A 13,730-nucleotide genomic window follows, 5' to 3' on the forward strand; every position below is an offset into this window, starting at 1 on the left:
TCCGGCTCGTACCGGTTCAGGAACCAGACAGATGGCCCATATCCACGCCAAGGTGATGATCATCGGCTCCGGCCCGGCCGGCTACACCGCCGCGATCTATGCCGCCCGCGCCATGCTGGAGCCGGTGCTGATCTCCGGCCTGCAGGCCGGCGGCCAGCTCATGATCACCACCGATGTCGAGAACTATCCCGGCTTCGCCGACGTGATCCAGGGCCCCTGGCTGATGGAGCAGATGCAGGCGCAGGCGCAGCACATGGGCACCAGGATGGTCTCCGACCATATCGCCCGCGTCGATCTCTCGCAGCGCCCGTTCCGGCTCTGGGGCGATGGCGGCGACACCTATTCCTGCGACGCGCTGATCGTCTCGACCGGCGCCCAGGCGAAGTGGCTCGGCCTGCCCTCCGAGCAGGCCTTCCAGGGCTTCGGCGTCTCGGCCTGCGCCACCTGCGACGGCTTCTTCTTCCGCAACAAGCAGGTCGTCGTGGTCGGCGGCGGCAACACCGCGGTCGAGGAGGCGCTCTATCTCGCCAATCTCGCCGCCAAGGTCACGCTGGTGCACCGGCGCGATTCGCTGCGCGCCGAGAAGGTGATGCAGGAGCGCCTGTTCAAGCATCCCAAGATCGAGGTGATCTGGGATTCGGAGGTCGCGGAGATCCTCGGCGGCACGCAGCCGCCCTCCGTGACCCATGTGCGCCTGCGCAATCTGAAGAGCGGCGCCGTGCAGGACCTGCCCACCGACGGCGTCTTCGTCGCCATCGGCCACAAGCCGGCGACCGAGCTCTTCGTCGGCCAGCTCGCCATGCGCGATTCGGGCTATCTCGAGGTCGCCCCCGGCACGACGCAGACGAACGTGCCCGGTGTCTTCGCCGCCGGCGACGTCACCGACGAGCATTACCGCCAGGCCGTGACCGCAGCCGGCCTCGGCTGCATGGCGGCGCTCGATGCTGAACGCTGGCTGATGGCCCAGGAACTGGGCGTGCGCGAAGCAGCGGAATAGCCATAACCCGCATGCATCACTGGAATTGATCAATTCCAGCACGATATTAAGGGCTAAAATCAACGGTCCCGGCAAAGGAGTCGTTGACCGGACAACTCTATCCCCCCATCATGCGCTGAACGCATAACACGGGGGGAACGCGGTGGATTGGGACCGCATCCGAATCTTCTACACGGTTGCTGAATCGGGAAGCTTCACCAAGGCCGGCGACGGGCTGGGTCTCAGCCAATCGGCTGTGAGCCGCCAAATCGGCGCGCTCGAACGCGAATTGCGCGCGCCGCTGTTCCACCGCCACACGCGCGGCCTCATTCTCACCGAGCAGGGCGAACTGCTCTGGCGCGCCGCGCGAGAGATGACGCAGCGCCTAGAGCGGACGCGCGCCCAGCTCTCGGAAACGCGCGAGCATCCGTCCGGCGAGCTCAAAGTCACCGCGACCCGTGGCCTCGGCGGCCATTGGCTGACGCCGCGCCTGGCCGAGTTCCTGGACCTCTATCCCGACATCAAGGTCGAGCTCATCCTCACCGACGAGGAGCTCGACCTCTCGATGCGCGAGGCCGACATCGCAATTCGCCTACGCCAGCCGCAGCAGCCCGACCTGATCCAGCGCCGGCTCTTCACGGTGCACTTCCACGTCTACGGCGCGCCGGCCTATATCAAGCGCTTCGGCGAGCCGAAGAGCTATGAGGAGCTCGACAACCACCGGCTGCTCTCCTTCGGCGCCTCCTCGCCGTCCTATCTGACGGCGGTGCATTGGCTCGGAACACTCGGCCGCGACCAGCGCAATCCGCGCCCGATCCATCTCACCGTCAACAACATCACGGCGATGAAGCGCGCGGTCGATTCGGGCGCCGGCATCGCCATCCTGCCGGACTATCTGATCGAGGCAGGCTCGCCGCTCGTGCAGCTGATGCGCGAGACCGAGATGCCGCAGCTCGAAAGTTATCTGGTCTATCCGGAGGAGATGAAGTCGGTCGCGCGCGTACAGGTCTTCCGCGATTTCCTGATCCAGAAGGCACAGCGCTGGACCTATTGAAAAACGGGCAGACGCTGCTGCAAATCGCGGCAGCGTCGTGCCTCACCTCGGCTGCACATGCGTGCCACGCGCGGTCTTCTGGCAATTGTGACGAATTATAGCAATGAGTCATGTTGCCAGCGCATAACCGACCCGCCCTATGCTGCATTGCGAAAAGGCAGGGTCTGCCCGATATTTGACTCACGGTTGTTCGGAACGGGCTCCGCATCTCCTCCCGGCGTTGAGTTCGTTCCAGCCGTTCCCCTCTGAGATGTTTGGCGCTTTTGCGCTGGATGTTTCAAACTTCTAGGCCGGCTCCTTCGGGACGCCGGCCTTTTTTCTTTCAATCACTTGCCGTCCACTTCGAGGCACGCAGCCGAACCGCAGCACCGGATCGGCTGCTTCCGTTCAGCCGCCATGCATTTCGCCGGCGTCCTGTCGTTCGCGCCAATAGCGCGAGGCCAGCGGCCACAGATGCCAGACGGCGCCGGCGAGCAGCGCGAAGCCGAAAAGCATCGAGCGCCGTGCGCCGCTGGTCAGCGTCTCGGCGGTGTCGTCATAGGCGAGGAAAGTTTTTCCGCGGGAGGTCGCCTCGTAGACGAGCTGATGGTTCGGATCGACCAGGAAGCGGACCTGCTGGTCTCGGTCGAGCCTGTCGATGTCGTCGACCCAGAGGCCACGGGCGGGCCGGTAGAGCCGCCGGTAGTTGTATCGCCCGTCGTCGCGGATAGCCGCGAGCCAGAGGTCCTGCGTGCGATAAGTCGTCGTCCCGCGGCGCCCCGAGCTGACGCGGATCAGCGGCGTGCTGTAGCTCATCGGGCCGACATGGTCGGCGACCAGGAGATCGCCGCGTGCCAGCGGCAGGGTCCGCCAGCCGGCAACGAGCAGCCAGAGGCCGAGGACGAGGGAGATCGCGGCGCCGAGCCAGTTCCAGAAATCCGGCGGTTTCGCAGCCTCGGCCATCACATCTCCGGATCAGTTCTGCTCGATCGTAACACGCTCCTTGGCGGTGTCAGAGGCGGCATTGCCGGCACGCCGCTCGAGCATGAGCAGGGCAAGGCCGGCGGCGATGATCAGCGCGGAGCCGAACAGCATGGCCGAGCTCGGCCAGTCGCCGAAGACGAGCCAGCCGAAGACCAGCGCCCAGACGATCAGCGTGTACTGATAGGGCACGACGACCGAGGCCTCGGCCAGCTTGAGCGAGCGCGTCACGCAGAGATGCGCGACCATCGCGACGATGCCGAGGAGGCCGAGCAGGCCGAGATCGGCCAAGGTCGGCGTCACCCAGCCGAAGGGCAGCAACGCGACGCCCATCACCAGCGCGCCGAGCGTCTGCCAGAACACCAGCGTGACGTCGGGCGTGCCGCGCAGTTGCCGGCCGGTGATCATCATCGCCGCGAAGGAGAAGCTGCCGACGAGCGCGATGATCGCCGGCAGCGACAGGCTCTGCGCCGAGGGGTTGAGCGTGATCACGACGCCGACGAAGCCGGCCGCCACTGCGAGCCAGCGCCCGGTGTCGACGCGCTCTCCGAGCAGCAGCGCCGCCAGCACCACCGCCCAGATCGGCGCGGCCAGCCAGAACGTCATCGTGTCGGCGAGCGGCAGATAGGACACTGCCCAGTAGAACAGCGCGACCTCGCAGGAGCCGAGCGTGACGCGCAGCAGCTGCAAGCCGGGGCGCTCGGGCCGCAGCGTGCGGGCGACGCCCTGCTTCACCACGAAGGGGATGATCGCCAGCAGGGCTGCGGCCGAGCGCAGCAGCAGGACCTGACCGACGGTATAGGTCGCGACCAGCCATTTCCCCATCACATCGTTGAGCGAGAACAGCAGGATGCCGAGCAGCATCATCAGGATGCCGGCGAAGGTGGCGTTTCGGGAGGGCATGGTCTCGTCGGAGGCGGCGAAGGGGACGCCCTTCATGACCCGCCGCGACAGGGGCGGCAAGCCGGGTTGACGCAAGGGGCAGTCGCATCGCCGGCACGTGATTTTATTTTATGTTTGACTTAATTAAGTGATCAGCTAAATACAAAAACATGGATCGCTTCACCGCCCTCGCCGACCCGACCCGCCGCCGCATCGTCGAGATGCTTGGCCAGCGCGCCATGGCGGCGGGCGAGATCACCGCGCAGTTCGGCATGAGCGCGCCGGCGATCTCGCAGCATCTCAAGGTGCTGAAAGAGGCGGGGCTGGTGAGCGTCGAAGTCAGCGGTCAGCGCCGGATCTACCGGCTCGACCCCAATGGACTCGATGCCTTCGACGCCTGGGTCCGGCAGGTGCGCGGCTTCTGGAATGCGGGGCTCGACCGCCTGGAACGAGAACTCACGAAACCCGACGACGAGTAAGGAGAGAGATCATGAACGAGTATGGCGTGGTCCTGGAGAGCGGCGCGGTCCGCTTCGAGCGACTTCTGCCCGGTCCGCTCGAGCGGGTCTGGTCCTATCTCACCGAGTCCGAGAAGCGCGGCACCTGGCTGGCCTCTGGGCAGCTCGAGCCGCGCGTCGGCGGCACGGCCGATCTCCTGTTCAAGCACTCGCAGATCACCAGCGAGCGGCCGCCGGAACGCTATCGCGAGATGAACGACAATGGCTGGCCGTCCAAGGGCACGGTGACGCGCTACGAGCCGATGACGGCCCTGGCGATGACCTGGCCGGGCGAAGGCGACGCCAGCTCCGAGGTGACCTTCGAACTCACCCCCGAGGGCGACAAGGTCAGGCTGGTGCTGACGCATCGCAAACTCGCCGACAAGGCGGAGATGGTCAGCGTCTCCGGCGGCTGGCACACCCATCTCGGCATTCTGGAAGACAAGCTCGCCGGCAATCCGCCGCGCGGCTTCTGGTCGCGGATCGAGGGGCTGGAGGCGGACTATACCGAGCGCTTCGCCGATCTGCCGGGTTGGGGGACGGCCGACGCATGACAATGATTTCAAGAGGTACTTCTTGCCAAGAAGGTGCGGGTCGTCCCGGGCGAGCGTAGCTCGACCCGGGACCCATTCCGGAACCTTTCTCCGATATGCTCAGGAATGGATCCCGGATCTCCGCTTCGCTGCGTCCGGGATGACACCATAATGGATGTCGCAGCTTGGCCGGTTGAAAGCTCCGGCCTCAGGCGCGCCGCGGTGTTCTCGAATGGGCGCGAGACCCGCTCTCTCGCTCGTGACTTGGTGGGCGGGTGCCGGATCGACTAAACTTGCTCCATTGCCACGGAGTATGTCCGTCATGTTGATCAAGCGTCGCGCCGGCTGGGAAATGCCCGAGAGCCAGGCGACACCGGAAGCCGTCTTTCTCAATCGCCGGCAATGGCTCGCCGGCGGTGCCGGCGTGATCGCCGGTGCCGCCTTGCCGCAAGCCGCGGGCGCCCAGGGCGCCGATCCGACGCTCGACCTCTATCCGGCCAAGCGCAACGGCGCCTATACGCTCGACCGGCCGGTGACTGACGAGGAGCTGGCGGCGAACTACAACAATTTCTACGAATTCGGCACCTCGAAGGAGGTCGCTGCCGCCTCGAAGCGGTTGGTCACCCGGCCCTGGACGATCACGATCGACGGGTTGGTCGAGAAGCCCTTCGAAATCGGCTTCGACGACCTGATCCGGAAGGTCACGCTGGAGGAGCGGCTCTACCGCTTCCGCTGCGTCGAGGCCTGGTCGATGGCGGTGCCGTGGACCGGCTTCCCGCTGAAACAGCTGGTCGAGCTGGCGAAGCCGCTCTCGGGCGCGAAATACGTCCAGATGCAGACCTTTCTGAACCCGAAGATGGCGCCGGGCCAGTCGCAGCGCTGGTATCCCTGGCCCTATACGGAAGGGCTGACCATCGCCGAGGCGACCCATGACATGACGCTGATGGTGACCGGCATCTACGGCAAGCCGATCCCGACCCAGCACGGCGCGCCGCTGCGCCTGATCACGCCGTGGAAATACGGCTTCAAATCGATCAAGTCGATTAATAAGATCAGCTTCGTCGCCGAGCGGCCGAAGACCTTCTGGGAGGGCTTGCAGGCCTCCGAATACGGCTTCTGGGCCAATGTGAACCCGGAGGTTTCGCATCCGCGCTGGAGCCAGGCAAGCGAGCAGGTGCTGGGAACGCGCGAGCGCAAGCCGACGCTGCTGTTCAACGGCTATGCCGAGCAGGTGGCCGATCTCTACAAGGGCCTGGAGAAGGAACGGCTCTGGGCTTGAGCTGAGATTTTCCTCCGGGTGTCATCCCGGGGCGAAGCCAAGCGTAGACCCGGGATCCATTCCTGAAGCCCACCGGAAAAGGCTCAGGAATGGATCCCGGATCGGCGCGGCGTCGCCGCTTGTCCGGGATGACAAGCTGCCGGGGCGCAGGAAACGGGTGCCCTCAGGCAGTTCGCCGCGCTATCGTCACTCCATGCAGAACTTCTGTCTCTTCACCACCGCGATCGGTTCCTGCGCCCTTGTCTGGCACAGCGAGCGCATCGTCGCGGCGCAACTGCCCGAACGAGACGAGGAAGCCGCCCGGCGGCGGCTGGCGAAGCGCTTTCCGGAAGCCGCCGAGGCCGAGCCGCCGGCTTTCGTCCGGCAGGCGATCGACGATGTCGTCGCCCTGCTGGCCGGCAAGCAGCGCGACCTCGCTCATCTGCCCATCGACCTTTCTGCCACGCCCGAGTTCAACCGGCGCGTCTATGCGGTGGCGCTGGCGATCCCGCCCGGCGAGACATTGACCTATGGCGAAGTCGCGGCGCGGATCGGCGAGCCCGGCGCGGCGCGGGCCGTTGGCGTCGCGCTCGGCCAGAACCCGATCCCGATCATCGTGCCCTGCCACCGCGTGCTCGCGGCGGGCGGCAAGACCGGCGGCTTCTCGGCCGATGGCGGCGTCGAGACCAAGCTGAAGATCCTGACGATCGAGAAGGCGCGCACCAGCGCCGAGCCATCCCTTTTCGACGACCTGCCGCTGCAGGCGAAGCGCCGCTGAACCCAGCACGGGCGAATCGCCGTTCCGGCCGAGCAGGACGGGTACAAAAGTCACAGGCACCAGCCAGCAAGCCTTCGCGGCATGTCGGCGCCTTGACCCTGGCTGCCCTCGCAGCCATCGTGCCTGCAACGGATCCACGCCCCTGCCCGAGGCCCCCATGCGCCGCGTTTCGCTCTTCTCAGCCCTCACCGCCGCTCTCTGCCTGGCAGGCGCCTCCGCCCAGGCGGCCGGTGGCCGTTATGTCAGCCCCGCAGATCGCGCCGAAGAGCGCATCATTCCGATGTATGGCAATCTGCCGGCCTGCGAGGACCCTGCGGTGCTCGGCGAGATCACCAGCTGGTTCAACTCACGCGAAGCCAAGTTCTGGGGCCCGCTGCAGGCGGTCAGCTTCGACCGCGTCCGCCCGATCGCCTGGCGTCCCTGGGGCGAGGATTTCGTCCCGCGCCGCTTCTGCACGGCCCGTGTGCTGACCAATGACGGCGTGATGCGCCGCGTCGACTATTCGGTCCGCGAGAATCTCGGCCTGTTCGGCTACACCTGGAACGTCAATTGGTGCGTGTCGGGGCTCGACCGCCACCGCGCCTACGCGCCCGACTGCAAGATGGCCCGCCCCTGACCCGGGCACGATCATGATCCTGAAACGACTCGCCGTCGGACTGACGGCGTTCTGCGCCCTCGCCGGCTCGGCCTTCGCGCAAGGGCGCAACGATCGCGGTGGCACGCCCGGCGAGTTCGACTTCTACGTGCTCGCCTTGTCCTGGTCGCCCGGCTTCTGCGAGATCGAGGGCGATCGGCGCAACCGCGAGCAATGCGCCCCCGGCGCCAATCTCGGCTTCGTCGTGCATGGGCTCTGGCCGCAATATGAGCGCGGCTATCCGAGCGATTGCGGCCCCGGCCGCTCGCCTTCGCGAATCGCGATGGAGCAGGCCGAAGGCCTGTTCCCCTCGGACGGCCTCGCCCGCCATCAATGGCGCAAGCACGGGACCTGCTCAGGCTCGAGCCCGGCCGACTACTTCGCCGATGTCCGCCGCGCCCGCGAGAAGATCAAGATTCCGCCCGCCCTGCAGAAGGGCGACATCGAGCAGAGCTGGACGGCGCTCGATCTCGAACGCGCCTTCGTCGACGCCAATCCGGGCCTGCGCACCGACATGATGTCGGTCTCCTGCCGGCGTGGCGTGCTGGAGGAGGTCCGGATCTGCTTCAGCAAGGATCTGCGCGGCTTCCGCACCTGCCAGGAGGTCGACCGGTCCGGCTGCCGGGCGCGCGATTTCCGCGTCAACGCGATTCGCTGATCCGATGAACTACCGCCATGGCTTCCATGCCGGCAATTTCGCCGATGTGCTCAAGCATGTCGTGCTGATGCGCGTGCTCACGCATCTCAACGCCAAGGACAAGCCCTGGCGCGTCATCGACACCCATGCCGGCGCCGGCCGCTACGATCTCGGCTCCGAAGAGGCGCTGAAGACGCATGAATGGCGCGACGGCGTCGCCAGGCTCGATCAGGCGCCGCTCGCGCCGCAGGTGGAGGCGCTGCTAGCGCCTTGGCGCGAGGCCCTGGCTACCGCGCGCAGCCGGCACGGCGCCGACGCCTATCCCGGCTCCCCTTGGCTCTGCCGCCATGCCATGCGCGCGGACGACCGGCTGATCGCTGCCGAACTGCACGAGAACACCTATCGCAAGCTCGCCCAGGCGCTGGGCCGCGACGAGCGCTGCAAGGCGCTGGAGATGGACGGCTGGACGGCGCTGCGCGCCAATGTGCCGCCCAAGGAGCGGCGCGGGCTCGTGCTGATCGACCCGCCCTTCGAGGAGAAGGACGAGTTCGCGACGCTCGCGGCCGAATTCGTCGCCGCGCATCGCAAATGGCCGACCGGCATCTATGCGCTCTGGTATCCAATCAAGGACGAGCGCGCCGTCGAGCATCTGCTCGACACGATCCTGGAGGCCGGCATCGGCCGGCTGCTCCGCTTGGAGATCGATGTCGACCGGCCGGAAGCCGCAGGCGGCCTGAGTGCGACGGGCATGCTGCTCGTCAATCCGCCCTGGCTGCTGGCGCAGGAGGCGCAGATTCTGCTGCCGGCCCTGTGCGAACGGCTCGCGCAGGGGCCGCGCCCGCGCTATCGCTGCGAGGCGATCCGCCCCGACGGCTGATCGTTCCCGTCATCCGTTCGAAAGCTGCTGCCGATGCTGATCCTGCGCTCCTCCCCGACCTCGCCCTTCGGCCGCAAGATCAAGATCGCCATCGCCGAACTGGGCCTCGGCGATCGCATCAAGGTGGTGCCGGCCGACACCAACGACCCGGCCGAATCGCTGCGCCGCCAGAATCCGCTCGGAAAGGTGCCGACCCTGGTGTTCGAAGACGGCTCGACGCTGTTCGATTCGCGGGTGATCGCCGAATATCTCGACCATCTCGCCGGCGGCGGCAGGCTTTTTCCCACCGGTGAGGCGCGCTTCGGCCAGTTGCGGTTGCAGGCGCTGGCTGACGGCATTTGCGACGCTGGCTTGCTGCAGGTCTACGAAATCCGCCTGCGTGCGCCGGAACTGCGCAGTACCGCCTGGGTCGAGAACCAGGCCGGCAAGGTGGCTCGCGCCCTCGCCTCGCTCGAAACCGCGCCGCCGACCTATGACCGGCCGCGCATCGGCGAGATCGCCCTCGCGTGCGCCCTCGGCTATCTCGATCTGCGCTTCGACGGCGCCTGGCGGGCCGACCACCCGGCGCTGGTGACCTGGCTCGCCGAGTTCTCGGCAAAAGTGCCCGCCTTCGAGGCGACGCGCTTCAAGGGCTAGCGCTGTCTTCAAGCGGGCCGCGAGCCCCGAAACCGTCATCGCGCGAAGCGCAACGCTCGCGCAATCCGGGCACGCCAGGGTTCGATGTCGCCGGAGCGCCTCGCTGCGCCCGCGATAACGGACACCCGGAACTCAACGCCCGACATGACGACTCGACTGGCAGACAACAAAAAACCCGGTGGCCGAGGCCACCGGGTCCGTTCTGTCCCCGAAGGGAGGAAATCAGAACTTGTAGCTGAGGCGGGCGCGGACCACCGAGAAGTCGGTGCCGACCTTGTTGCCCGGAAGCGTGGCGATGTTCTTCTCGCCGAGGTCGACATACATGTACTCGACGCCGCCGATCAGGTTGTTGGTGAAGGCGTACTCGACGCCGCCGCCGACAGCGAAACCGCCGGTGTGGGTGCGATCGGTGTTGAGAGCGAACGGCCCGAACAGACCCGGGAACGAGGTCTTGACGTTGCCGTAGGCCCAACCACCGGTGGCGTACACCAGGAAGCGGTCGAAAGCGACGCCGGCGCGAGCGCGGACGGTGCCGTACCACTCGGTCTTGACGTTCAGCAGGCCGAGGTTGTCGCCGCTGCTGAGGTCAGCGCCCTGGAAATCGGCTTCCGCGCCGATCACGAACTGACCGATCTGGTAGTTGTAGCCGACCTGGCCACCACCGACGAAGCCGTCGAGATCGCCGACATTGGCGAAGCCGTTGGCGTTGACGTTACCCCAGCCGTAGCCGGCGTTGGCACCGACGTAGAAGCCGGTCCAGGTGAAGGCGGGAACGTAGACCGGGGCAACGACCGGGCCCTTGCGGCTCGGCAGGTCGGCAGCGGAGGCAGCGCCGGCGGCGAGGAGGCCGAGGGCCGCAACGCCCGAAAGCAGATACTTCTTCATGACAAACTCCTTAGTCATCATATTCTCCGGCGCTGGCCGGCGGTGATTTCAGTGACCTCTTTATAAGGCCGATGGCGGGCCGTGTCTGTTGCGGCGAGAACACATCTGCAGGTCAGACCGAGGCGAAATTGCGGCACGATCCGGAACAAGCAAGGCATATTGATCAATTCCCGTTAGCCATTGTTAAGACTGTGTGAATGGCTAACCGAATACTAACGCAACGGCAGCGACGACGGACGGCCATCACATAATCGCCCTGATCGGCTTTTGGTTCCATCGCCGGCGCAATTCCGTCATGCGCCAATTGCTTGCAGGCCGCCCCGACGCATGCTTTAGCCGACTGGCCCCGCCTTTCCGTCGAGACCTGCGTGCCGCCCCTTTCGATCTTCATCATCGCGCGCGACGAAGCCGACCGCATCGGACGCACCATAGCTGCGGTCCGAGGCCTCAGCGATGACATCGTCGTGATCGATTCCGGCTCGACCGACGGAACCCAGGCGATCGCGGCGGATCTGGGCGCGCGCGTGATCGAGCGCGACTGGCCGGGCTACGGCCCGCAGAAGCGCTTCGCCGAAGAGCAGTGCCGCCATCCCTGGCTGCTCAATCTCGACGCCGACGAGGTGGTGCCCCAGGACCTCGCCGCCGAGATCGCGGCGCTCTTCTCCCATGGCGAGCCGGCCCGCGATGCCTATCGCACGCGCATCGCCGAGATCTTCCCCGGCGAAGGCGCTCCGCATCGCTTCGCCTACGCACTCTCGCCGGTCCGCCTCTATCGCTCTGACAAGGGGCGTTACTCGCCCTCCCCGGTGCACGACCGTGTCGATCTCGTCCCCGATGCCCGGGTCGGCAAGCTCAAGGGCACGATCCATCACTATTCGGTCCGCTCGCTCGGCGAGCAGATGGCCAAGCTCAATGCCTATAGCGACGCCCAGGCCGACGATCTCGATGCCCGCGGCGAGACGCTCTCGGTCTTTCGCCTCGTCGCCGAATTTCCTGCGAACTTCATCAAGGCCTATATCGGGCGGCGTCACGCTCTGCGCGGGGTCTACGGCTTCATGACCGCGATGAACTACGCCTTCTATCGCTATCTGCGCGTCGCCAAGCACTGGGAGCGGCGGCTGCAGCGCCGCAGTGCCCGCAGCAATGGCAATGGAGATCGCCGTGGCCTCGGCAACTGAGGTCGCCCTCGTCACCGGCGGCGCCAGGCGCATCGGCCGCGCCATCGTCCTGCGGCTCGCCGAGGCCGGCTACGCGGTCGCCATCCACTGCAACGGCTCGCGCGCCGAGGCGCTTGCGCTGGCGGACGAGATCGGCGCAGCAGGTGGGCGAGCCCATGTCGTCGCCGCCGATCTCGTCGATCCCATAGCGGTCGAGCGAATCGTACCGGAGGCTGAAACCGCGCTCGGCCCGGTCAGCCTGCTGGTCAACAGCGCCTCGAGCTTCCTGGTCGACGACCTGCTGGCCCTGGATGTCCAGACATGGAATCGCCAGTTCTCGATCAATCTGCGAGCGCCCTCGGTCCTCGCCGGCGCCATGGCCAATCGCCTGCCGGCAGATTGCCAGGGTGCGATCGTCAACATCGTCGATCAGCGCGTCTGGAAGCTGACGCCGCAATATTATTCCTACACGCTGACCAAGGCGGCGCTGCTGACCGCGACGACGACGATGGCGCAGGCTTTGGCGCCGCGCATCCGGGTCAACGCGGTCGGCCCGGGCCCGACCTTCGCCAACCCGCATGACGGCGAGGCGCTGCTGGCGACCGAAGCCGGCGGCACACCGCTCGCCCGCAAGGTCGAGGCCGACGACATCGCCGAGGCGGTGCTTTATCTGGCACGGGCCAAGGCGGTCACCGGCCAGATGATCGCGGTCGACGCAGGCCAGCACATCGCCTGGCGCACTCCCGACATCGTCGACTGAGGCCGGTCGCTCAGGCCGTCGCGTCGTTGCGATAGGCGGCCCGGCCGCTGGCGAGCGCGTCGGCCAGGAGATCGAGCCGGTCCTGCCCCCAGAAGATCTCGCCATCGAGCACATAGCTCGGCGCGCCGAAGACGCCGGCCTCGACCGCATCCGCGATCGCCGCCTGATAGGCTTGCGCGATCGCCTCGCTGCCCGCCGCCTCGGTCAGCCCGGCGGGATCGAGCCCCGCACGCTTCGCCGCGGCCAGGACCAGCTCGGGCCGCGACATGTCCTGCTCGCGCGCCCAGACATCCGCGAGGACCTCGCCGATGAAGCGCGCGGGATCGTCGCCCCGCGCCACGGCTGCGAGCACGACCCTGTCCGCCAGCGAGACGTCATAGGGGAAGAACTTCGGGACCAGGGTCAGCGGCAGGCCGCGCCTGGCGCGCCAGCGTTGCAGTTCGAGGATGCGGTAGCGCTGGCGCACCGGATGGCGCTTGGGCAATGGCAGACCGCCGGTCTCGTCGAAGACCGAGCGCAGCGGCGTCGGTCGATAGCGGACGGCCAGACTATGCTCTTTCGCCAACTCGATGAAGGCGCCATGGCCGAGATAGGTCCAGGGCGAGAGCAGGGTAAAGTAATAGTCGATCTGACGTGACATCGGCAGCCTCGGGCAAGCAGGAGCCGCAAGGTGCCCGCTGGCGGCGCGATCCCGCAAGCTCGCCTTGAGTCAATTGTCGTGATCGTTTCGATCAGCGTGAGGGCGCTGCCGCCCCGGCGGCAGCGCCGTGGCGGCAATATCAGGCAGCCGCCTTGTTCTTGATGGCGCCGATGATCGCGGTGAGGATCGCACCACCGGCGCCGCCACTGATCAGATTGGTGAGGATGCCGCCGACACTGAGATTGCCGCCCTGCGCCGCTGCCGAGATCGCCGGCAGCAGGATCGGGATGAGTTGGCCGAGCACGCCGCCGCCGACCAGGCCGGCGATGGGTTGCCGATCGTACCGATGTCGAAGGTCGGCGAGGCCTTCCCCGCCGCGTTGCCACCGATCGCGCCTGCGATCAGGTTCGTCAGGATCTGTTCCATGTTCAATCCCTCAGCCAAGGTGGATGGCGGAGGGAGGATGCGCCTGCGACAAAATGGACGCAACTCCGCATCGATGGGAGCCCGCCTTGCAACGGAACGTTGAGCCGACTTAACCACCGGGATCGAAGTTGATTTGCGGG

At 66.6% G+C, this 13,730-nt stretch carries 18 protein-coding genes; 13 read left to right on the plus strand and 5 right to left on the minus strand.

The genetic code is table 11. From position 1 onward, the window contains the following. Window positions 1–31 precede the first annotated feature (31 nt). Together trxB and BMZ69_RS07745 are read left to right on the plus strand one after the other, a co-directional pair. Complete coding sequence (gene trxB / locus BMZ69_RS07740; RefSeq protein ID WP_092155997.1) at window positions 32–997, plus strand: thioredoxin-disulfide reductase; 966 nt, start codon at window positions 32–34, stop codon at window positions 995–997. A gap of 142 nt (window positions 998–1,139) precedes the next feature. After that, window positions 1,140–2,030 carry a LysR family transcriptional regulator gene (locus BMZ69_RS07745; protein WP_092155998.1) on the plus strand — a complete coding sequence of 297 codons (891 nt, stop codon included), beginning with the start codon at window positions 1,140–1,142 and terminating at the stop codon, window positions 2,028–2,030. A 387-nt stretch (window positions 2,031–2,417) separates the two neighbouring features. Here the strand turns inward: BMZ69_RS07745 and BMZ69_RS07750 are convergent, their stop codons facing one another. Continuing rightward, window positions 2,418–2,972, minus strand: a complete 555-nt coding sequence (locus BMZ69_RS07750; RefSeq protein ID WP_092155999.1) for a hypothetical protein — start codon at window positions 2,970–2,972, stop codon at window positions 2,418–2,420. 12 nt (window positions 2,973–2,984) lie between these two features. Next, entirely contained in the window at window positions 2,985–3,929 is a 945-nt protein-coding gene (locus tag BMZ69_RS07755) for a DMT family transporter (RefSeq protein WP_244543262.1), read from the minus strand. 113 nt (window positions 3,930–4,042) lie between these two features. Here BMZ69_RS07755 and BMZ69_RS07760 point away from each other — a divergent pair, with 113 nt between their 5' ends. The 8 genes from BMZ69_RS07760 (at window position 4,043) to BMZ69_RS07795 (ending at window position 9,722) form a co-directional block, all read left to right on the plus strand. Beyond that, entirely contained in the window at window positions 4,043–4,351 is a 309-nt protein-coding gene (locus BMZ69_RS07760; protein WP_092156000.1) for an ArsR/SmtB family transcription factor, read from the plus strand. Between the two features lie 11 nt (window positions 4,352–4,362). Continuing rightward, entirely contained in the window at window positions 4,363–4,923 is a 561-nt protein-coding gene (locus tag BMZ69_RS07765; RefSeq protein WP_092156001.1) for an SRPBCC family protein, read from the plus strand. Window positions 4,924–5,224: 301 nt separating this feature from the next. Then, complete coding sequence (gene msrP, locus BMZ69_RS07770; protein ID WP_092156144.1) at window positions 5,225–6,181, plus strand: protein-methionine-sulfoxide reductase catalytic subunit MsrP; 957 nt, start codon at window positions 5,225–5,227, stop codon at window positions 6,179–6,181. Window positions 6,182–6,374: 193 nt separating this feature from the next. After that, entirely contained in the window at window positions 6,375–6,938 is a 564-nt protein-coding gene (locus BMZ69_RS07775; RefSeq protein WP_092156002.1) for a methylated-DNA--[protein]-cysteine S-methyltransferase, read from the plus strand. Between the two features lie 157 nt (window positions 6,939–7,095). After that, the gene (locus BMZ69_RS07780; protein WP_092156003.1) at window positions 7,096–7,554 is read left to right on the plus strand and encodes a regulator of G-protein signaling domain-containing protein; all 459 of its coding nucleotides are present in this window, start codon (window positions 7,096–7,098) and stop codon (window positions 7,552–7,554) included. A gap of 13 nt (window positions 7,555–7,567) precedes the next feature. Then, complete coding sequence (locus BMZ69_RS07785; protein WP_092156004.1) at window positions 7,568–8,230, plus strand: ribonuclease T2 family protein; 663 nt, start codon at window positions 7,568–7,570, stop codon at window positions 8,228–8,230. Between the two features lie 4 nt (window positions 8,231–8,234). Then, window positions 8,235–9,086 (plus strand): 23S rRNA (adenine(2030)-N(6))-methyltransferase RlmJ, encoded by an 852-nt coding sequence (gene rlmJ, locus BMZ69_RS07790; protein ID WP_092156005.1) that lies wholly within the window; start codon window positions 8,235–8,237, stop codon window positions 9,084–9,086. 33 nt (window positions 9,087–9,119) lie between these two features. After that, window positions 9,120–9,722 (plus strand): glutathione S-transferase, encoded by a 603-nt coding sequence (locus BMZ69_RS07795; protein WP_092156006.1) that lies wholly within the window; start codon window positions 9,120–9,122, stop codon window positions 9,720–9,722. Between the two features lie 222 nt (window positions 9,723–9,944). Here BMZ69_RS07795 and BMZ69_RS07800 read toward each other — a convergent pair whose 3' ends face one another. Beyond that, on the minus strand, window positions 9,945–10,607 hold the full coding sequence (locus BMZ69_RS07800; protein WP_092156007.1) for an outer membrane protein: 663 nt from the start codon (window positions 10,605–10,607) through the stop codon (window positions 9,945–9,947). Between the two features lie 368 nt (window positions 10,608–10,975). On the opposite strand from BMZ69_RS07800, the gene BMZ69_RS07805 reads away from it, so the two are divergent. Both BMZ69_RS07805 and BMZ69_RS07810 read left to right on the plus strand, forming a co-directional pair. Further along, window positions 10,976–11,785 (plus strand): glycosyltransferase family 2 protein, encoded by an 810-nt coding sequence (locus tag BMZ69_RS07805; protein ID WP_092156008.1) that lies wholly within the window; start codon window positions 10,976–10,978, stop codon window positions 11,783–11,785. Beyond that, a complete protein-coding gene (locus BMZ69_RS07810; RefSeq protein ID WP_244543263.1) occupies window positions 11,769–12,524 on the plus strand; it encodes an SDR family oxidoreductase in 756 nt (251 codons plus the stop codon). Before BMZ69_RS07805 ends, BMZ69_RS07810 begins: the two co-directional genes overlap by 17 nt. A 10-nt stretch (window positions 12,525–12,534) precedes the next feature. Here the strand turns inward: BMZ69_RS07810 and BMZ69_RS07815 are convergent, their stop codons facing one another. Continuing rightward, the gene (locus BMZ69_RS07815; protein ID WP_092156010.1) at window positions 12,535–13,164 is read right to left on the minus strand and encodes a 2-hydroxychromene-2-carboxylate isomerase; all 630 of its coding nucleotides are present in this window, start codon (window positions 13,162–13,164) and stop codon (window positions 12,535–12,537) included. Between the two features lie 139 nt (window positions 13,165–13,303). Next, on the minus strand, window positions 13,304–13,468 hold the full coding sequence (locus tag BMZ69_RS32080; protein ID WP_244543264.1) for a hypothetical protein: 165 nt from the start codon (window positions 13,466–13,468) through the stop codon (window positions 13,304–13,306). Between BMZ69_RS32080 and BMZ69_RS32085 the strand changes: the two genes are divergently transcribed. Beyond that, window positions 13,457–13,693 carry a hypothetical protein gene (locus tag BMZ69_RS32085; RefSeq protein WP_244543265.1) on the plus strand — a complete coding sequence of 79 codons (237 nt, stop codon included), beginning with the start codon at window positions 13,457–13,459 and terminating at the stop codon, window positions 13,691–13,693. The genes BMZ69_RS32080 and BMZ69_RS32085 overlap by 12 nt on opposite strands. Window positions 13,694–13,730 lie beyond the last annotated feature (37 nt).

The sequence above is a fragment of the Allobosea sp. CRIB-10 genome (assembly GCF_900112185.1).
In the GTDB taxonomy this organism is placed as follows: Bacteria; Pseudomonadota; Alphaproteobacteria; order Rhizobiales; family Beijerinckiaceae; genus Allobosea.